This is a genomic window from Streptomyces pilosus, assembly GCF_014649835.1.
In the GTDB taxonomy this organism is placed as follows: Bacteria; Actinomycetota; Actinomycetes; order Streptomycetales; family Streptomycetaceae; genus Streptomyces; species Streptomyces pilosus.
Window position 1 is genome coordinate 121,467 of record NZ_BMTU01000014.1, and the last position, 19,394, is coordinate 140,860.

The 19,394-nt window shown below is 67.2% G+C and carries 19 protein-coding genes; 13 read left to right on the plus strand and 6 right to left on the minus strand.

What is annotated here, in order from left to right; all coding sequences use genetic code 11:
• Nucleotides 1–252 precede the first annotated feature (252 nt).
• Together IE118_RS28010 and IE118_RS28015 are read right to left on the minus strand one after the other, a co-directional pair.
• The gene (locus tag IE118_RS28010) at nt 253–663 is read right to left on the minus strand and encodes a (4Fe-4S)-binding protein (RefSeq protein ID WP_189560858.1); all 411 of its coding nucleotides are present in this window, start codon (nt 661–663) and stop codon (nt 253–255) included.
• Nucleotides 664–695: 32 nt separating this feature from the next.
• Complete coding sequence (locus IE118_RS28015) at nt 696–1,004, minus strand: GNAT family N-acetyltransferase (RefSeq protein ID WP_189560859.1); 309 nt, start codon at nt 1,002–1,004, stop codon at nt 696–698.
• Nucleotides 1,005–1,213: 209 nt separating this feature from the next.
• Here IE118_RS28015 and IE118_RS28020 point away from each other — a divergent pair, with 209 nt between their 5' ends.
• The 7 genes from IE118_RS28020 (at nt 1,214) to IE118_RS28050 (ending at nt 8,393) form a co-directional block, all read left to right on the plus strand.
• Nucleotides 1,214–1,681 carry a MarR family winged helix-turn-helix transcriptional regulator gene (locus tag IE118_RS28020; RefSeq protein WP_189560860.1) on the plus strand — a complete coding sequence of 156 codons (468 nt, stop codon included), beginning with the start codon at nt 1,214–1,216 and terminating at the stop codon, nt 1,679–1,681.
• A 772-nt stretch (nt 1,682–2,453) separates the two neighbouring features.
• Nucleotides 2,454–3,524, plus strand: a complete 1,071-nt coding sequence (locus tag IE118_RS28025) for an LLM class flavin-dependent oxidoreductase (protein ID WP_189560919.1) — start codon at nt 2,454–2,456, stop codon at nt 3,522–3,524.
• Nucleotides 3,521–4,189 (plus strand): NADPH-dependent F420 reductase, encoded by a 669-nt coding sequence (locus tag IE118_RS28030; RefSeq protein ID WP_189560861.1) that lies wholly within the window; start codon nt 3,521–3,523, stop codon nt 4,187–4,189. The genes IE118_RS28025 and IE118_RS28030 overlap by 4 nt, the downstream gene beginning before the upstream one ends.
• 111 nt (nt 4,190–4,300) lie before the next feature.
• Nucleotides 4,301–4,657, plus strand: a complete 357-nt coding sequence (locus IE118_RS28035; protein WP_189560862.1) for an N-acetyltransferase — start codon at nt 4,301–4,303, stop codon at nt 4,655–4,657.
• Nucleotides 4,658–4,780: 123 nt separating this feature from the next.
• Nucleotides 4,781–6,094 carry a glutaminase gene (locus IE118_RS28040; protein WP_189560863.1) on the plus strand — a complete coding sequence of 438 codons (1,314 nt, stop codon included), beginning with the start codon at nt 4,781–4,783 and terminating at the stop codon, nt 6,092–6,094.
• Nucleotides 6,095–6,227: 133 nt separating this feature from the next.
• Nucleotides 6,228–6,749: a hypothetical protein gene (locus tag IE118_RS28045; protein ID WP_189560864.1), complete on the plus strand. Its 522-nt coding sequence runs from the start codon at nt 6,228–6,230 to the stop codon at nt 6,747–6,749.
• Nucleotides 6,750–6,938: 189 nt separating this feature from the next.
• A complete protein-coding gene (locus IE118_RS28050) occupies nt 6,939–8,393 on the plus strand; it encodes a hypothetical protein (protein WP_189560865.1) in 1,455 nt (484 codons plus the stop codon).
• A 6-nt stretch (nt 8,394–8,399) separates the two neighbouring features.
• On the opposite strand, the gene IE118_RS28055 is transcribed toward IE118_RS28050, so the two are convergent.
• Nucleotides 8,400–9,434, minus strand: a complete 1,035-nt coding sequence (locus IE118_RS28055; protein WP_189560866.1) for a hypothetical protein — start codon at nt 9,432–9,434, stop codon at nt 8,400–8,402.
• Nucleotides 9,435–10,241: 807 nt separating this feature from the next.
• Here IE118_RS28055 and IE118_RS28060 point away from each other — a divergent pair.
• The gene (locus IE118_RS28060) at nt 10,242–11,114 is read left to right on the plus strand and encodes a peptidoglycan-binding protein (RefSeq protein ID WP_189560867.1); all 873 of its coding nucleotides are present in this window, start codon (nt 10,242–10,244) and stop codon (nt 11,112–11,114) included.
• 28 nt (nt 11,115–11,142) lie between these two features.
• On the opposite strand, the gene IE118_RS28065 is transcribed toward IE118_RS28060, so the two are convergent.
• Nucleotides 11,143–11,736, minus strand: coding sequence for a CAP domain-containing protein (locus tag IE118_RS28065; protein ID WP_229846963.1), 594 nt, complete (start codon nt 11,734–11,736; stop codon nt 11,143–11,145).
• 344 nt (nt 11,737–12,080) lie between these two features.
• On the opposite strand from IE118_RS28065, the gene IE118_RS28070 reads away from it, so the two are divergent.
• Nucleotides 12,081–12,335: a DUF6332 family protein gene (locus IE118_RS28070; RefSeq protein ID WP_189560869.1), complete on the plus strand. Its 255-nt coding sequence runs from the start codon at nt 12,081–12,083 to the stop codon at nt 12,333–12,335.
• Between the two features lie 113 nt (nt 12,336–12,448).
• Here IE118_RS28070 and IE118_RS28075 read toward each other — a convergent pair whose 3' ends face one another.
• Both IE118_RS28075 and IE118_RS28080 read right to left on the minus strand, forming a co-directional pair.
• Nucleotides 12,449–12,991, minus strand: coding sequence for an iron chaperone (locus tag IE118_RS28075; RefSeq protein WP_308431849.1), 543 nt, complete (start codon nt 12,989–12,991; stop codon nt 12,449–12,451).
• 374 nt (nt 12,992–13,365) lie between these two features.
• The gene (locus IE118_RS28080; protein WP_189560870.1) at nt 13,366–14,070 is read right to left on the minus strand and encodes a type 1 glutamine amidotransferase domain-containing protein; all 705 of its coding nucleotides are present in this window, start codon (nt 14,068–14,070) and stop codon (nt 13,366–13,368) included.
• Between the two features lie 122 nt (nt 14,071–14,192).
• On the opposite strand from IE118_RS28080, the gene IE118_RS28085 reads away from it, so the two are divergent.
• The 4 genes from IE118_RS28085 to IE118_RS28100 all read left to right on the plus strand — a co-directional run bounded on the left by IE118_RS28085 (nt 14,193) and on the right by IE118_RS28100 (nt 19,087).
• Nucleotides 14,193–15,101 (plus strand): LysR family transcriptional regulator, encoded by a 909-nt coding sequence (locus IE118_RS28085; RefSeq protein WP_189560871.1) that lies wholly within the window; start codon nt 14,193–14,195, stop codon nt 15,099–15,101.
• A gap of 346 nt (nt 15,102–15,447) precedes the next feature.
• Nucleotides 15,448–16,644, plus strand: coding sequence for a PP2C family protein-serine/threonine phosphatase (locus IE118_RS28090; RefSeq protein WP_189560872.1), 1,197 nt, complete (start codon nt 15,448–15,450; stop codon nt 16,642–16,644).
• The gene (locus tag IE118_RS28095; RefSeq protein ID WP_229846964.1) at nt 16,641–17,048 is read left to right on the plus strand and encodes an STAS domain-containing protein; all 408 of its coding nucleotides are present in this window, start codon (nt 16,641–16,643) and stop codon (nt 17,046–17,048) included. The genes IE118_RS28090 and IE118_RS28095 overlap by 4 nt, the downstream gene beginning before the upstream one ends.
• A gap of 620 nt (nt 17,049–17,668) precedes the next feature.
• A complete protein-coding gene (locus tag IE118_RS28100; protein WP_189560873.1) occupies nt 17,669–19,087 on the plus strand; it encodes an ABC transporter substrate-binding protein in 1,419 nt (472 codons plus the stop codon).
• Nucleotides 19,088–19,394 lie beyond the last annotated feature (307 nt).

A 19,394-nucleotide genomic window follows, 5' to 3' on the forward strand; every position in this document is an offset into this window, starting at 1 on the left:
CCTCCGCGGAGCAGTGCGCCCTGAGTGCACGCCCGCGGCTACGCCGTTGACCGCGCGGAGCGTGAGACGTGCGTTGACCCCTGCCTCGGATCCGGCCGGCAGGGGCGCGGGAATTCGCCGGGCCAGGCGGGTGTGTGGACGAACGAAGGTCCTGCGGTGGCCGCGGGCCATGCCGCCGCAGACCCTGCTCACGGAACATCGAGCATGCGCAGCAGGTCAGGAGTGCCGTACGCGGGCAGCCGCGCGGTCGTGTCACCGACCGCAGGGCCCCGCGTGGTCGCAGTACGGCTGGAGGCCGCTCTGCCCGCAACCGCAGAGCACGGCCCTCGTCTCGGCGCGTGCGCCCTGCGGCGTGTCCACACTCAGCTCCCCACGTACGGTCAGCTGCCCTGTGGCACTGCGGGTGATCGTGGTGGGTCGGTCGGGGGCTTCCGATCCGCCCCCTACGAGTTCGTACCGGAGCGCGCCCGAGGGGCAGCGCCGCACCACTTCAGTCAGGCGTTCGGCCGTGGACTCATCCGGCTGGATCCAGGGCCGCTTCGCCGTGTCGAACACCTCAGGCAGGCCGTGGACGCATTCGGCGGCATGGAGGCAACGTCTGGCCTCGAAGGTCACCGTGATCGACTCCGCCCGGTATGTCTTCTGCTCGGATTCGCGGCTCATGCCCGCCTCCACTTGTCGCCGTGTTCGGCTTCTCAGTCACTGACCTTGCTGCGGGACTGGTACAGCAGGTCCTGGTACTCGGGGTGCCGGCTGATCCAGCCCGCGAAGAAGGGACAGGTGGCCAGCACCCGCAGGTTCGCGGCGCGCGCCTCGTCAAGGGCGGTGCGGACCAGCGCGGACCCGACTCCCGCGCCCTCGTACTCCGCTGCGACCTCGGTGTGCACGAACGCGATGAGCTCCGTTGTGCGGATGTACTGCGCGATGCCCGCCACCTTGGACTCTCCCGCGACGCGGGCCTCGTAGCGCTTTGCTTCGGGCGCGTCTCTCACGTCGACCGTCATGTGTCCTCCTCGTGCGGTCCGATCCCGCTGAACCCAGCAGAATCCCGTCAGCCGGAACGGCAGCTTAACCGCATCAGGTTGATGCATCAACTTAATCGGGGGACCGGCTGGCGTCACTAGCCCCGACTTCCGGCCGGAGACCTCGCCCGGGCCCAGGTTGCCGCCTTCGTAAGTGGATGAGTTGTCAACAATTTCGTTACACTGCGCTCATGGACGCACCGCCGCGCTGGCTCGACCCGGAAGAGAAGGTCGCCTGGGACAACTTCATCCGCATGCAGGAAAAGCTCATCGGACGGCTGTCCCGCCGCCTGCAGGCCGACTCCGGAATGTCCGCCTCCGACTACATCGTGCTCGTCAGCCTCACCGAAAGGGGCGACGGGCGGATGCGTCTCCTGGACCTGGCCAAACTCGTGGAGTGGGAAAAGAGCCGGATGTCCCACCAGGTCACTCGGATGGCGAAACGCGGGCTCGTGGCCCGGGAAGAATGCCCCGACGACGGGCGCGGAGCGTTCATCGTCGCCACCCCGGCCGGCTATCGCGCGATCGAAGAGGCCGCACCCCAGCACGTCGAGCACGTCCGCCAGCTGTTCATCGACGCCCTGACCCCGAACCAGCTCGGCACACTGGCCCGGCTCAGCAAGCGCGTCCTGGACCACATGGAGAAGCACTCGGACTGACCGGACGCGCCGCTCATCGTTGAGCCACTCGTCCGGGATCGGAGGGTCGACCGGCGGGTCATATCTTCCGCGGGCCCCCTCGGGCGCGGACGGTGTCTCCGGCCAGGGGCACTCGCCGGCGATGGCGACCGTCCCGGTCGACAGGACGGTTTCTCGGCGCACCTCTCCGAGGGCGAGCGACCCGTCGGCGCGGGAGCTGGGACCGGCCCCAGGCGGCAGGGGGACCGGGTGATCCGCCCGTCTTGGATTCACGCGACGACTGGACCCGTCCGCCCGGCATCACCATCGCACGATCTCTGTGCGGCCTCTGCGGTGCGCGTGCGCAGCGGGTGGAGATCGGCGACCGCACCGCGCGGCGCGTCCGAGGCAGCCGTTCGGCGCGTAAGGGCTGATACGCACATGCGGTCGGCCCGGCATCTCGACCACACAACCCCTCACTCGGGCGTAACCGTCACGGGCGGCCCGGTCATGGATCAGGCAGCAGTGCGCACGCTGACGTGCAGAGACACCCGCCGCACCCCCATCTAGTTGACATGACAACCACTAGGTGTCATGTTTACGTATCAACTAGATCGTTGGAGATGGTGTGGGTGACAAGGGGCCCGCGGGACGAGTCCTGATGGGCGGGGTGACGTTACAAGGCTCGCACCTGCACCGCGTGAGCGAGCGGGAGATCGAAGGCCAGGTCGACCGGCACGGAGGCCCACCCGGTCGTCGCACGCCACGCACCATCACAGCCCGACACGACGAAAGCGCTGACGAGGTGGACACGATGGATGTCTCGCAGATCGAGTTCGGTATCGACAGTTTCGGTGACCGGCCCCGAGACGAGAAGGGGGCGATCGTCTCGCACGCGCAGGCGATCCGCGCTGCGGTGACCGAAGCGGTCCTTGCCGACCAAGTCGGCATCGACGTGGTCGCGTTGGGTGAGCATCACCGGTCCGAGTACGCGATCTCCAGCCCCGAGACCGTACTGGCGGGCATCGCGACCGCCACGAAGCGCATCCGGCTCGCCTCGGGCGTGACCGTGCTGTCCTCGGACGACCCGGTGCGGGTGTTCCAGCGATTCGCCACGGTCGACGCGCTCTCGAACGGCCGGGCCGAGGTGATCCTCGGACGCGGTTCCTTCACCGAGTCGTTCCCCCTGTTCGGGTACGACCTCAAGGACTACGAGGTGCTGTTCGAGGAGAAGATCGACCTCTTTCACCGGCTCCTGGACGAGAAGCCGGTCACGTGGGAAGGCACCACACGGGCCGCCCTGCACCATGCGGACGTGTACCCGAAGACCGATTCGGGTCGCCTCAACACCTGGGTAGGGGTCGGCGGGACGCCCCAGTCCGTGCTCCGCACCGCTCAGTACGGCTTCGGGCTCATGCTCGCCATCATCGGCGGTGCCCCCGACCGGTTCGCGCCCTATGTGGATCTGTACCGGCGTGCCGGCGAGGAGTTCGGCACGACCGCACAGCCGGTCGGAATGCATTCACCCGGCTTTGTCGCCGCCACCGACGAGGAGGCGAAAGAACTCTTCTACCCCGGCTACAGGGAGATCCGCGACCGGATCGGAGCGCAGCGCGGCTGGCAGCCGCTCCGCCGGGAAGAATTCGACGCCGAGGTGGAGCGCGGGTCGCTGTACGTCGGTTCAGTCGAGACGGTCGCGACCAAGATCGCCCACGCTGTCCGGGCCCTGGACGCGGGCCGGTTCGACATGATCTACTCCGCCGCCGGCACCGTTTCCGCCTCCGCACGTCTGCGTTCGGTCGAGTTGTACGGCACCCAGGTCATCCCTCGGGTCCGGGAGCTTCTGGCCGAGCAGCCCGCGGCCACGGCGGGAGCGATGCGATGACCGACCCCGTCACCACGATCGGGATTCTGGGAGCCGGGAAACTCGGTACCGTCCTGGCGCGCCTGGCGGTCGCCTCGAGCTTCCGAGTCCTGCTCTCAGGGTCCGGTGACCCCTCCAAGATCGCGCTCACCGCCAAGATCCTCACGCCAGGAGCGACTGCCGTGTGGCCGGCCCAGGCCGCGAGTGCCGCCGACGTGGTGGTCCTGGCTCTGCCGCTCGGTAAATATCGCAACCTCCCGGTTCCGCAACTGGAGGGAAAGCTGGTCGTCGACGCGATGAACCACTGGTGGGAGGTCGACGGTCCCCGCGCCGCGATCCTCCCGCCCGCTACCTCGTCGAGCGAAGCTGTTCAGCGGTTCCTGCCCGGCGCACGTGTCGTGAAAGCCTTCAACCACATGGGCTATCACGACCTCGAGGCCGAGGCTCGTCCAGGCGGCGCCCCCGGACGCAAGGCCATCGCGATCGCCGGTGACGCGCCGGAGGACCTCGCCGTCGTGTCCGCGCTGACAGACGCCCTCGGATTTGACGCACTCACCATCGGCGATCTCGCGGCGGGCGTCCGGCTCGAACCCGGAACCCCCGCCTTCGGCGCCAACGTCGACGCCGACCGGCTGCGTACTCTCACCGCCGCCCCCACTCGGACAAGACTTCTCGAGCACTCGTAACAGAAAACACAAGCACCGCGGCCGAACGGGGAAACTGTGCCAATTGCGCGACGTTTCTTAAGCAGGGACAGCCAGAGGAATCGAGAATCGGCCGGAACCACCGAGGCATCCATGACGGTCGAGCTCGATCCCGCCTTCCCGATCAGCTCCTACACCGTCAGACGCGCCGACGGAACGCCCGTCGGCACGGCCGACTTCGTCGTCATGTCCGATGCGCGCGAAGAGCGGATATTTTTCCATACCGAGGTGTACCAGATTTTCGGTGGAGGTGATCTGGTCGAACTTCTCGTGAGCAAGGCACTCACCGACAGCATCCGCGACCGTGCCGTCGTCGTTCCCCTCTGCCCGATGTTCGCCCGCCATCTGCGGGCGCACGGCGACACATTCACCGCCCGCGGCGGTGTGTTCCGCCGGCCGATACCAGACGACATGGGAGTCATCACACGTGCCACGCTCGGCGACACGTGAGGCCATCTCCCTCATGCATCGGAGAGGTGACGCGCCGAAGCGCTCACAGGTACGATCTGGCACTACGGCGATCACTGCCCGGATATCGCAGGGTGAAGATTCCCAGCTGTACACGGAGGACGCATGCGGTCAATGATTCCGGACTACCTGGCCGAGGCACTCGCTGACGTGAAACCGGATACGTCCGGAGAAACGGCGGGATACATTCCTGAGCTGGCGGCTGCGGACCCCGAGCACCTCGGAGCGGCCTTCGCCATGATTGACGGAGAGGTCTATGGTGCCGGTGACATCGATACCGAGTTCACCATCCAATCGATCTCCAAGCCGTTCATCTATGCGTTGGCTCTGTCCGATCGCGGATTCGACCCTGTACTCGCGAAAGTAGGTGTCGAACCGTCCGGAGAGGCGTTCAATGAGATCTCCCTCGAAAGTGATACGGGGCGCCCTCTCAATCCCATGATCAACGCCGGGGCGATCACCGTACACTCGCTGGCCGGCGCCGAGGACCTGAATCCGGCGGAACGAGTGGAGAGAGTGCTCCAGGGACTCTCGGCGTTCGCCGGGCGTCAGCTGAAGACGGATGAGGCGGTATGCGCGTCGGAGATGGAGCACGCGCACCGCAACCTCGCCATCGCCCACATGCTCCGCAGTCACGACGTCCTCACCGAGGACCCGCGGGTCGTCGTCGACGGCTACACGCGCCAGTGCTCCGTGCTCGTCACCACGCGAGACCTGGCCATGATGGCCGCGACGTTGGCCAACCGTGGGAGGAACCCTCTCTCCGGTGAACAGGTGGTGCCGGAACCGGTGGTGCGTCAGGTGCTGAGCGTCATGTTCAGCTGTGGAATGTACGACGCCGCCGGTGACTGGGCGACCCAGGTCGGTATTCCGGCGAAGAGCGGGGTCGCCGGGGGGCTGATCGGCGCCCTGCCCGGACAGATCGGCATGGCCACGTTCTCGCCGCGGCTGGATACGCACGGGAACAGCGTGCGCGGAGTGTCGCTGTTCGAACGATTCTCTTCGGACATGGGTCTTCATGTGATGGAGGTCCCCGCCGCCGCGCGTGCCGTCGTGCGATCCCACCATGTCGTCGGCAGCGGACCGAACGCACTGCGGGTCCTGCAACTCCAAGGCGGCATCGGTTTCGCCGGGGCGGAGAGAGTTTCCCAGCAAGCCGTGGACATTCCATCTTCGGATGTCAGGGTGGCCTTGGACCTGACGAGGGTCTATTCGATCGACGATGTGGCACGGCGCGTACTGCTGGAGGTCGTGCGTCGACTGACTCTGGATGGTCACGAGGTCTACCTCGTCGATCCGGAATCGATCATGCCCGATCCCGATCCCGGTGACGGTGGCCGAGTCACCGTCGTGGACGACGTGGATCGCGCTGTGATCCCGACGCCGGGCGGCTCAGCGCAGGAGCCGGCCGGAGGGTGAACGGCGCATCCTCTGCCCCCTCTCCCGTGACCCACATGCTTCTTCATCGGCCGGCGGCCGCCGGCCGGCACGGGGGGCCGCGCGCTCCCGGACGAAACGGTGGCGGCCGCGAAGCCTGGGTACTCGTCGCGGCATGATGAAGCGCGCGCTGTGGCAGGGAGCGGTGGCCGGCACGGCAGGCGTGCTGGTCATGACACTGGGCGAGAAAGCGGAGCAGCGGCTGACCGGCCGTCCCGACTCCCATGTTCCCGCCCGGACCCTGGAACGTCTGACCGGCATGCGGGAGGACCCTGGCCGGCAGCCTGTGCCGGTCAACCTGGCCATGCACGTGGGGCAGGGCGCCCTCCTCGGGATCCTGCGGTCGGTCATGTCGCACGCCGGGCTGCGCGGGCCCTGGGCGTCTGGGAAGTTCGCCGTCGTCCGCATCACCAGCGACCAGATCCTGGAGAACGCCACCGGCGTCGGCGCCCCGCCTCCGACCTGGCCGCGCCGCGAACTCGCCGTCGACCTGCTGCACAAGACGGTGTACGCCTTCGCCACCGGCGCCGTCGCCGACGCCCTGGCCGCCCGTTCGGGGCCGGGCCCCGGGCAACGCCACGCCGCTGTGCGCCCCGGCCGTCACTCCGACGTAGGACCTCTGCCCCGGGAACGGTGACCGCCGCACCGCGCTCGGGACAGCTCCGGGGCGCGGCGACACGCTTGCTCGCGACGACCCTGGAGATGCCGTCGGTACCGGCCTCGAAGTTCCGGACGAAACGGTGCGTCGGTGGGGGAGTGCCGGAACGGAACGGCGATCGGGGGAGTTCAGCGTGCGCGAAGCCCGCACTGGTTCGAGTCTGTGGTCATGAGCATCCGCCCCTGGGTCGTCGTGGAGCCGCCGGACGACCGTGGTCTCCGTCGAGTCAGCGTCGGCGGTGAGACGGTCGGCAGCGCCTGGTCACCGGCCGACCTTCGAAAGGTGCTCCGCCGTCTTGGATATCCGAGGGATATGGATCTGAATGATTCGACCGCCCTGTGCTGGCGCGGGGGTGGCAGCGAAGTATGGCCCGACCGCAGGTGGAGAAGGCTCTTGACCGTGTCGGTCATGTTGGCCGGGCTGCTCACTTCCATGACGTTCAGTGCAGTCATCGGCTGGCCGGACGCGTCTGGAGCTCTGACTTTCGCGCAACGGATCACGGGAGTGCTTTTCGTGCTCTCCGGCATAGTTCTCGGACTTTCGGCGATCGCGGCACTCGATTACTGGGGGAGGCGACAGTTCAAGTTCTCCGGCGCCATTGTCCTGATCGGAGTGATCATTGCCCTCGCCACAGACGGTATCCTTTTCCTTCTGTGGCTGGAGGAGAGGGAGTTCACTCTCCATCTACTGGTGTACGTCCCTGCCCTTTGCTGGTCCGTATGGGCGCTGGTCGTACTTGTCCGTCAGAAGTCATGGGAGGGAGTTCCGCAGCCCAAGAAGATCGCGGCCGGGGTAGTCGCCACGGCCCTCTTGACTGCTGTCAGCCTGGCATATTCGACGATGTACCAACCCGCGTCCGCTCCCATGCACTTTGCCCTCGAAGCGGAGTTCGGGAAGGCGCGGGCGGACGACGAGCTCCCTTTCGTGCATGTTCCGATGAAGTTGCACATGAAGAATACCGGAGGAATCCCGGTGTACATCATCAACGACATCTACACGGTGCGCGGAAGAGCTGCCTTGTATTCGCGTGGGGAGGGAGACGTGATGGGGGAGTGGAGGCGCAGTGTGGGAAAGCAGGGGACGCGTGAGGGGGAGGCCGAGCGCTACGTCGACAAGCTCAGATATTTCACGGTGAGTAGCGGAAGATTCTACGAGTCGGGAAAATCGCTCGACGTAGGTCAGGAACATTCCGTCGAGCGTGTGTTTCAGCTTCCCAAAAACGTGGGTTACGACACCGTGACTGTCGAGTTGGAGATCGCCTACATGAGGAAGGACCGCGGGAAACTGGACGTCGAGGCGTTCAGATCCGCCCATCCATCCTGGAACGAGCGGAACGAACGCTACTATTGTGACCCTGCGACGTGTGGGGGGCAGCTCATATATGAAGCAAGGGTGCGCCACAACAACAACCTGATCAACGTGACGCGAAAACCCCGCTATGTGACGGCCGTCTGGTCGCCGGGCGGCCGGTTCATATCGTCCATTTCATCGTTCCCCTTCAACTACTCGGCATTGGGTGACTATGGTGAGGAAAGGCGAGAAATGGAAAGATACGGCGCCGCTCGAGCACGAGTCGGTTCGGAGGTCTCCGTGGCAGAACTGCTGGAGTCGGCCGGCGTATGAGCCCCATCACTCGGCGGTCCTTGAGAGCCAGGTGCCCACGGTGACGTCGTGGTCCTCCTCGAGGTACGCGGCAGCCTGTTCACACGAGAGCGCAGATCCCGCGAGGGTCCCGAACAGTCTGTCACCCGGGACGACTTCGGCGAGCTCGGTGATGAGTGGCACGACGTCGAACGGGCCGTGGGTATGCTCGTTGTTGCGCAGCTGTGCGAGGACGTCGAGCTCTTCGTCGGATTTCTCGTCCGCCTTCCAGAAATCCTTGACCCCCTCGGCTTCCCACTCAGCGGGAAGCAGTTTCTTCAACCCCCGTGCGAGCGCGGCTTCCGGGGTGGTTTCGAAGATGGCGCTGGTGCACACCGCGGCAGCTTTGCCGAGAGACTCAGCAGGGCGCTCTTGAGCGGAAGCGGCCTCCTCCTGCTCGTCCTTCATACGAGCAGTTTCCTCGTCAAGTTTCTTCGTTGCTTCGGACCGTTCCTCCTGAGAAGCCCGAGGGTCACTGGCCTTCCTCAGCAGCGCGCTGAACTGCCGGGTGGACTTGACCAGCTGGTCTCGTTGCTCAGGTGGTGTCCGTGCATCCTGGATGAGAGCGTTCGAGGTGCTGCCGGCGAACAGAGCCTTGGACACCGTTGGCGTGCCGCCGCCCCCGGCCAGTGTCTCGGAGGCATCCGATGAGCCGCCCTCGTTCTCGCTGCTCTCTGCCGCGAAGCTCATGTCCGCGACTGTCCCGAGCAGCGGCTCCCGCAATTCTTGCCGCGTACGGTGATCACAGGCCAGGGGCAGGGTCGCAGAGGTACGCCTCACCACCAGGATGAGCATGGAGCGCGCCTCGGGCGAAATCTTCGGGCCGCTGACCGTCTTGAGCGCCGAGGTCACCTGCTTGACGACCGAGGTCAGCTCCTCTCGCAGTTCAGGCGATGTCTGCGGATCATTGATGACGGTCAGCGCGGCGGCCAAGTGCTCCGCACTTTCGACGATTCCCTGCCGGTCCTGCGGACGTGTTTCCGGTCCCGCCGCCGTAGTGACGAGGGTGATCAGCGTTTCCACGGTCGCCGTGAGCTCTTCGGGGACTTGTTCCTTCAGCCCTGCCAGACTTTCTGCCGCCGAGTCGACTTCCGTCTTCTGTTCCGGCGGAGGACCGACACTCTCCCTGTCCGTGCCACCGGTGTCCGTCGGCTGGGTATCGTCGGGCGTGTCGCTGGGCGTGGGTGAGACGGAAGTCGGGGGTTCCGACGGTTCCTCCGATCCCGTCGGCGATGGAGAATCTGACGGCGACGGTGGTGGTTCCGCGGGATCGCTGGGTGAAGGGGACGGTGGAGGATCCGTGGTCTGAGCCGCTGCTGCGTCACGGACGCCGGACACCCCCTGAGAACCTGCTGTGGCAACCGCCATGCTCACGGGCACGGCGAGCGCCGCCGACAGAACGGCTGCAGTGGCTACGCGGGAAACATGTCGCCGAGGAATCCTGGCCATGATGTTCCAGACACACTTGGCGTCGTGCTGCTCTCTGTCCCCAACGCTACGACTCCCTCCGAGGGTCGGCAAACGTGAGAAAGTCCAGAACGGTTCCCTTTCACGGCGGCGGTGCGGCTGTACATCGAGGTCCCACGAGCCACCCGGCTGATGAGCCGTCATGCATGCCGCCACCCAGTCAACGGGCCGGTGCACACGCAGCCGTTGCAGGAAGATCGTTCCCAGGGCACACCACGGTTTGCCCCACCCCGCCGCCAGACGCATCGTGGGACATGAAGGACGGGCGGCCGCACGGCCTGTCGCCCGCGAGGCTTCTCGCTCCCTCCGCCTCGCTCTGCTGCGACATGCCCCTGTGCCGCCCAGAGAGGGAAGGATCCCACCATGCCCACTTCATGGATGCCGCAAGCACTGAAGACGGACCTCGGGGATCACGCGCCGTGTGATGCGCAGTTCCCGGCAAGGGCGATCGCGCACATCACTGCGGACCTGGAGGCAACCGCAGGGGCCCCACGGGACCTTCTGCCCCTGGCCAATCTCAAAGGGTTCTTCACCGGCGACGGTCGAGGCCAGGCCCCGCACATCCTCTGGGATCCCTTCGCCGGAGCGTTCGCCCAGTTCTTCCCCGCCACGTCCCGCAGCAAGGCCGTGGCCGACGCAGCCGGTGGTACTCGAACGAATCGGGCCGGCGAGGTCGTTATCCAGATCGAGGCTTTGTTCTTCCCTCACTGCCGCGTCGACGGCAAGGTTTTCGCCAGGCTGGTCGACACGCCGTGCCAGGGCTGGGCCGAACTCCACTCGTGGATCAGTTCCTGGGGCGTACCGGACGTCTGGCCCATGGGCCGCCCGACCACCCTGTCCCGCGACACGTGTCCGGACGACAAGTGGCGCTCACAGGGCGGATGGTACGGACATTCCCAGGTTCCGGAGAACGACCACATCGACCCCGGATCATGGCCACCGTTCGTGGATCAGCCGGATCAGCCGCCTTCGCCCGCCGTTCCGGGCTTCGTGCCCTTTCCCGGCGCATCCTTCTTCCGAAAGGGACGCACCTCACCCGTTGTCGCGGCAATGCACGGCCGGCTCGTCACCGAGGACTGCGACCGGTACGCCACCGGTACCGCGATCGACGTATGGGGCCCGGGCGATGTCAGGTCGTACGCCGCCTGGCAGCAGAAACTGGGCCTCATGGGAAGCGCAGCCGACGGAGTCCCCGGCAGGTTCAGCTGGGACAGGCTGCAAGTACCCAGTCAGTGAGGCGATCACCCGCGAGAGGACTTGTTCGTCATGCCGGCTGGCAGCTTCCGAACGTCACGACGTAGGTTCCCGCTCCGCTCGCGCCGGCGCCGGCCGGATCAGCCGCGCCTGCCAGACCCCAGCGCCCGATCTCCCTCAGCGACGGATCGAGGACGATCTGGCGGTGCCCCCATGTGCTGACGTTCACCCACCAGTTGACGGCTGCCCGTGGTGTGCCCCCGCCGCCCCAACCGGTGTAGGTGATCTCGCTGACCTTCCAGGACCGGGGGTTCGGACAGTAGCCCGCGGCCTTGATACGACTCTGTGGCGTCGAGCCTGTCTGCGGATTGGTGTGCGAGTCCTTGCCGGGCCCCCACCACTTCAGGCGTACGGCCTGGTCGGAGTGCTGGAAGGCAGCGTTCGTCAGAGACTGATTGTGTGCGAGCGCCGGGAGCCCATGTCGTGCGCGTTCGGCATTGATGAGACAGACCAGGGCTTGCTGTGTCCCGAGTGCACCGGTGCCCCCTCCCGGGCTCCGGTCGTAATACGCCGCGGCGTTGTCGCATTCGGAGACGGCATGGGCCTGCGACGCGGTGACGGGGATGAGGGTGGCTGAGAGAACGCCCGCTGCGACGAGAGTCACCGCGGTTCGGGTGGGTGAAGCGTGCCTTCTCACGGTGGTTCGACCTCCCGCGGACAGAGGGCAGTCAGTTCGATGCGGGTGCCGTAGCGGCCGTCATCCGACGTGGAATCGACGTGGAAGCGCCCCCTTCAACCGTTGCTCCATACGGCCACGGACGCAACTCGACAGGGATAAGCGCGTCGATGGGGGAGCGCTGACCAAACCGGGCCCTCGAGCGAGGAGTTTCGCGACCCCTACACCGAAGGCCGTCTCGCCTTGGTCCTCCGGGAGTGCCGATCGCGCTCCCGTAGGTAAGACACGACCATGCAGCCGTCATGGCTTGACCGCGATGTGAGACTTCCAGCATGGACATGGGGCGTGAGTCGCGGTGGGAGAAGGATGCAATGACGGTGGAGATCGTTTTCGCCCTGGTGACCGCCGTCGCGCTGGCTGCGGTGGTCTTCGTCGCCGCCCTGACTCTCGCGCTGGTCTGCGACCTCTCTGGTTCAGCGAAGAAAGGCGTGTTGACCGGAGGCACATTGCTCGGAGCGACGGCCGGAATGTGGCGTCTGGTGCGAGTGCTGCGTCGGTTCGACGAGCAGCGCCGAAAAGGCCGTTGACTGTGAATCTTCTTCTCGAGATCGATAGCCTGCCGCCTCGGCGATCGTTGAGCGACTGGTGCCGGCCTGGCTCCGGGAGCCGCAGGTGGCCGCGCCGCCACGGCGACCGGGCTTCACGGACGGCTGTACGACTCGGAGTTGCACCGAGGGTCCGACAGCTCTGCGCCACCTGCATGGGTTCGGGATGACAGCCCGCAAGGAACTCCGCTTGCGGCCTTCGTGACGAGGGCGGTGATCATCTGTGCGGCACTCTCGCTCAGCTCGGTCACTGCGTAGGAGGTGGGCCACAGTCCGCTGTCGTTGTCGAGGTTCGCTGCAGGGGTGAAGCCGAAGGTTGAATAACGTTCTTTGTCGACGCGTCCACTGCGGAAGAAGCACACGACCTTCCCCTTCCTCGCGTAGGCCGGCTGTCCGTACCAGAGCTTCGGCGACAACTCCGGGGCGGTGGCGGTGACGATGGTGTGAATGCGTTCGGCCACTGCGCGGTCCGCTTCCTCCATCTGGGCGATCTTCGAGAGCACGTCGAGTTCCTCGGCGGCTGCCTTCTTTCCCCGGCCACGATCCACCTCCTTCCTCAGCTCGGCGGCGCGCTCCTGGATGGCAGCACGCTCCTCCTCGGAGAAGCCCGCCCTGCCCGTGCTGGTGTTCGCGCTCATCGCTGCTTCCTCTCCAGATCGTGTGCGATATGAAGTGCTTCGACGTTAGCCATGCCGCGGGTACCGGCGCTTCTCGAATCGTGATCGATGCTCGCCGTGCGTGCCGGGCCCCACCCGGCTTCACGGCGCCGCGTCTCCCGCCCCCGGCGGGCCTCTCGAAGGCCCAGTCGGTCCTGGTCACCAGCCCATGGCCCAGTGCTCCTGAACGACCCCTCCAGCAGGGCCGGCCTCCCCCGTAACAGGTCTGCGGCCATGGCGTGCCGGGTGGGTGGGGCGTCGACGGGCGACGGCGACGATGCTCGCGCCGCCCGCGGTGACAGGGGCCGGCCCCGTCAGACCTCGGGGCTGACGGGGCCGGGGGTGGCGGTTCTCGGTCAGGCGTCCGGCAGGGCCGCGAGGACCTGCTTGGCCGTGGTCACGCTGGACTGCGGGTTCTGCCCGGTGATCAGGTTGCCGTCGACGATCACCGTGTCGGACCAGGCCGGGCCGGTTTTCACGTCGGCGCCGCGCTCGGTCAGCCGGCTCTCGACCAGCCAGGGAGCCTGGTCGCCCAGTCCGCCCTGGTTCTCCTCCTCGTCGGTGAAGCCGGTCAGGCTACGCCCGGCGAAGAGGAAGCTTCCGTCCTCCTTCGTGGCGCTGAGAAGCCCGGCGACGCCGTGGCACAGCGCGGCGATGACCTGCCCGCGGCTGTCGGCGTCTGCGAGCAGAGCGCCGAGGCGGGAGTCGTCGGCGAGGTCGGTCATCGGGGCGTGCCCACCGGGCAGGTACAGGGCGTCGTAGTCGGCGGCGTGGACCGCGGCGAGGTCGAGCGGGGCCGCCAGGTCCTCCTCGATGGAGTCCAGGTACGCCGTGAACGCGGCCGCGGCGGCGGCGTCGACACCGCCGCGCTCGTCGAGCGAGATCGCGTCGACGGTGGGCCGGGCTCCGCCGGGGGTGGCGATGCGCACGGTATGCCCCGCTTCCGTCAGCACCTTGTGCGACGCGGCAACCTCCTCGGCCCAGTAACCGGTGGCGTGAGTGCTGCCATCGGCCAGGGGCAAGGTGTCGGCCGCCGAAATGATCATCAGGATCTGTGCCATGAGAGTCACGTCCTCGATAGGGAGCGATACGGACGATGTCCGGGAAGGGCACGTCCAGAGTGCATCGGGAAAGCGTGCACGGCACACGGCAGGCATAAGAATGCTTATGTAAGGTCGGTTGCGTGAAGGACTTGGATCTGCTCGCCACCTTTCTGGAGATCTACCGCTGCGGCTCACTGACGGGTGCGGCCAAGGTGCTCGGCCTGTCCCAGCCCGCCGTCAGCGGGCAGCTCATGCGTTTGGAGGAACAGGTGGGCGGCGCGCTGTTCGTCCGGTCGCGCAGCGGGGCCCGGCCGACGCCTCAGGCCCACGAACTGGCCCGCCGTGTCGGCCCCCACCTGGACGGCCTGCGCCACGTCCTGAGACGGGACGACGCGGAGACCGCCCCGCGGGGCACCGTGCGGCTCGGAACGGCGTCCGACTTCGCCGCCGCCCGCCTGCTGTCGGCCCTCGCCCCCCTGACCCGCCACGGCCTGGAGTTGATGTTCACCCTCGATCAGGCCGAACCGCTGCTCAGCCTCCTCTCCGAGGACCGGCTCGACCTGGTGGTGTCGTCGATCCGTCCACCGCTGACCATACGAGGGCTGGCCGCGACGCCGTACGTCGACGAGGAATTCGTCCTGGTGGGCACGTCCACCGCGGCCCGGTCCATTGATCCCGGCCGCCTCGACGAAGATCCGGTCTCCGCCCTCGCCCATCTCCCCCTGGTCGCCTACGCCAAGGAACTGCCCATCATCCGCCGATACTGGCGAAGCGAGTTCGGCCGCCGGCCCCCCAACCAGGTGGCCGTCGTCGTCCCCGACCTCCGCGCGGTCCTGACCGCGGTGACCGCCGACGCGGGTATCTCCGTCCTGCCCCGCTACCTTGCCGAACCCGCCCTCCACAACGGCTCACTGGAACAGCTCCACCGCAGCCCCGTCCCACCACTCAACACCCTCTACCTCGTCACCCGCTCCGGCCCTCTCGCCCCACCCGTCCACTACCTGCGCACGCGTCTCATCGACCACGCCACCACCTGGGGTTCCCTGTAGCCCGAAGGCGCGGCGCCGCGTCGGGCGCCGCACAGCCTCCTCGCGAGTCGGGTGGACCCAGGCGCGGTAGTGACGGTGGCCCGGGTCGCACCAGGACCCCGGGCATCACTCCGTGTACGAAGGCACCACCGGCTCACCGTCGACAGTCCTCTTTCCGGCCTGTGCGGGGCGTCTGTGCAAGGAGGAGGCGGGTACCCGACATGATGCTTGAACGAAGGGTCACCCACCTGTGCGGCCAGTGCGGCCGGAAGCCGCGTGGCCGTCGAGGGCGGCCGGACGGGCGAGTCTGCCGTGGGTCTGCCGATGAGGGGGCCGGCTTGTGAGGGTGAGTAGTGCGGTGTCCTTGATGCGGCTGATGCAGGCCAGTCACACGGCCCCGTTGGAGCAGCTTCCGAAGTTGATCGCCGAGCATGCTGCCACGGCGGGCATGCGTGATGTGGCGGTCTTCGTGGTCGACCTCCGGGAGACGGTGTTGCGTCGGCTCACCGGCCGGGGCCCGGCTGCCGGCGACGGCGGGCAGGAGTTCACGGTGGCGGGGAGTCTGCCCGGGCAGGCCTACCAGCGTGTAGAACTGCTTCCCGAGCCCGAACGGGACGGGCCGGACGACCGTCCGGGCGGGCGGCGATGGTGGGTGGCCATCACTGACGGTGTGGAGCGGTTGGGGGTCTTGCGGGCCGACACGGCGACCGGCGACGAGGCCACCCGCCAGTCTCTGCGCGACCTGGCCTCCATGACAGCGTTGCTGTTGCTCAGCAAGCGGTCCTTCAGCGATTCGCATGCGCGCCTGGTGCGTACCGAGCCGATGAATGTGGCTGCCGAGATGCAGTGGAACCTCACTCCGCCACCCGCCTTTGCCGGGCTCGGCACCACCGTGGGCGCGGTGATGGAACCGGCCTATCAGGTCGGTGGGGACGTCTTCGACTACGCGGTCGCCGGCAGCACCCTGCATCTGGGTGTCTTCGACGCCATGGGCCACGACACCACCGCCGGGATCACCGCCAACGTCGCCGTGGCCGCCTGCCGCAACGCCCGCCGCCAGGGCGCGTCGTTGAGCGAGACCAGCCACCAGGTGGAGCAGACCCTGATCGAGCAGTTCGCCACCAGCCGGTACGTCACCGCGATCCTCGCCGACCTGGACATGGAGACCGGTCGGCTGACCTGGATCAATCGCGGCCACCACCTGCCCATCCTGATCCGCGACAACCGCTGGACCAGCGAACTGGCCTGCCCGCCGGCCGGCCCCATGGGAGCCGACCTCGGCCTGCCGATCCGCACGGCCACCGAACAATTCGAACCCGGCGACCGTCTGCTGCTCTACACCGACGGCATCGTCGAAGCACGCGACAAGCAGGGCAGAGAGTTCGGGCGGGACCGCTTCGTCGACTTCGTCCGCCGCCACCACTCCGGCCGCCACACTCTGCACGAGACCCTGCGCCGGCTGATGGCCGCCGTCATGGATCATCATGACGGCGCCCTCGACGACGATGCCACCGTGCTGCTCACCGAGTGGCGCGGCGGACACCAGCACACGCTGATCCCGTGACAACCGCGCCCCTGGACGAGAAGGAGGCGGCCATGAGCCCACGAGGGCCGGAAGAGCCCGACCGGACAGACACCCTCCAGGTCCACGTCGACGCGTTGGGCGTCGGCCGCTGCCTTCTGACGGCTGTCGGCTCCCTCGACCTGCACACCGCCCCGAAGTTCTCCGACGCTCTTCAGCCACTACTGCGCGACGGAAACCAGAGCGTGCTGGTGGACCTCTCCGAGATCGCATTCATCGATTCCACCGGCCTGACCAGCCTGATCGCGGCCTACCGCACGACCAGGGCCACTGGCGCCCGCCTGGCATTGATCGCACCCAGTGAACGGGTGCGCCGGATGCTGGCCGTGACCGGCACAGACCAGGTACTGCCCAGCTACGCCACCGTCAACGCGGTACCCGACTGATCGCACACCGCCGGCAGCCAACGACTCGTCCTGGTCTGTCCAGACGCCAAGCCTGAGCCGACCACCCGGCCCCCGCCCACCGCTCACGGGGGCACGGGCCGTAGCCGTCCACGACGCGTCCGTACGGACCGGACGGCGGGGCCGACCGCTCGGGGCGAGGGAATTGGGAGAGCGGGCGCTGAACGACTGCCGGGGGAGGGGGCTCGGGTCGTTCGGAATCAGGGCGTGAGGCAGGAGGTGCACGGCGACTGCGATCGTCCTTTGCCGGCGAAGGACGGGTCGGTTGGCCAAGGTAGCGACCTCATGGAAAAAGGCAAAGAGATGTTGCAAGGGACGTACGGCATGTGAGGTGCAGGCGGTCGGAGTGATGGGGGAGGTCAGTCGGCCGGGGTGCGCTCACATGGCTCGTCCGGTGACGTGCTCGGGCTGGCCGGGCGGGAGTTGATGCGGCAGGCGGGCAGCCGGGGTCGAGGGCGATGGGGTGGTTGTCGAGCAATTACAAAGAGAGCGCGATATCTTGCGCTCCCTTGTTAGTGATGGTTGAGTGTGCCGCGCCCCACACAGCAGTCGCCGACCTCGGTGGGGCGACCTCCGCGTTCTTGCCCGAAGGGGACCACTCGATGAGAAGTGCCAGGCTCCGCCGTACCCGCCGCGTCAGCGCGGTCGCCCTCGTCTCCGCGATGACGCTCACCGCGCTCGCCGCCTGCGGCACGAGCAGCAGCGACGACGACGGCGACGGTACTTCGCAACCGACCGGTTCGACCGACGCCTCCGCTCCGCTCGATCCGAAGACCAAGGTCACGATCACGATCGACTGCATGCCGCCGACGGCGAAGGCGGCCGAGCTGAAGGAGTGGAAGGAGGACGTCGCCGAGTTCAACAAGACGTACCCGAACGTCACGATCGAGGGCCGGTCGACCCCCGGTCAGTGTCTGGAGCCGCCGCGATTCACCGCCATGCTCAAGGCCAAGTCCCAGCCGGACCTCTTCTACACCTACTTCACCGACCTGCCGCAGGTCCTGTCCGAGGACGGCGCCGAGGACATCTCCGCGTACGTCAACGACAAGACGGTCCCGGCGCTGAAGGACATCGACCCGAACGTCCTCGGCTCCCTCAAACAGGACGGCAAACTGTATGGGCTGCCCACCAGCAACTACACGATGGGCCTGCTGGTCAACCGCAAGCTTTTCAAGGACGCCGGCCTGAACCCCGACGCGCCGCCGCGCACCTGGGACGAGGTCCGAGCGGCAGCCAAGAAGATCGCCGGCCTCGGTGACGGGATCTCCGGTTTCGGCGAGTACAGCGCGGGCAACACCGGCGGCTGGCACTTCACCGCCCAGCTGTACAGCCTCGGCGGTGACATCGTCGACGCGAGTGGCACCAAGGCGGCCTTCAACGACGACTTGGGCAAGCAGGTCGCGAAGAACCTCCAGAACATGCGCTGGGAGGACGACAGCATGGGCAAGACCCAGCTGCTCAAGTGGGGCGACCTCCAGAAGCAGATCGCCACCGACAAGCTCGGCATGTTCCTCGCCGCACCCGACGACATCGCCTACATGGTCCAGCAACTCGGCGCCAAGTACGAGAACTTCGGCATGGGCCCGATCCCCGGCGGCAAGAACACCCTCGCCGGCGGCAACAGCTACATGATCAAGAAGGGCATCTCGTCCGACAAGGTCAAGGCGGCCGTCGCCTGGCTGAACTTCAAGAACCTCACCGTCGGCAAGGGCCAGTTCGACTGGGCCCGCACCAAGGCCGACAAGCTCCCGGTCGGCATCCCGCAGCCCAACTTCTGGCTGAACGAGTCCAAGACCAAGGACGACGCCGCCCGCGTGGAGCACGCGACCATGCCGGTCGCCAACTTCAAGGCCTTCATGGACAACCCCGTCCCGGGCAAGGCCGAGCCGCCGAAGGCCCAGGAGATCTACAAGATCCTCGACAACGTCATGTCCGGCCTCCTCACCAACAAGGACGCCGACGTCGACAAGCTCCTGTCGACCGCGGAGACGCAGGTCAACCAGATCCTGGCCGACCGGTGACGGAACCGGGTGGGGCGGACGCCACCGTCACCTGTCCCCCGCGGGCCCCCGTCGGCGCTCCACACCTGGGCCATCAGGCAGAGCACGCAGACACCGAGAAGGTACCGGCGGCGATCCGCAGGGGCCGCTCGGTCCACCGTGCGGCGACGACCCCGACCAGGGCGAACCGGTCGCGGCACGGCTGGGTTCGGCGCCCGGGACGAGCACCCTCACCCAGGTGACGAGGCGACGTCGTACACCGAAGCCGGCCCAGAAGAGCACTCCCTCGCAGCCCTCGAGCGCGATGAGGCCCGCGAGCGACCGACCC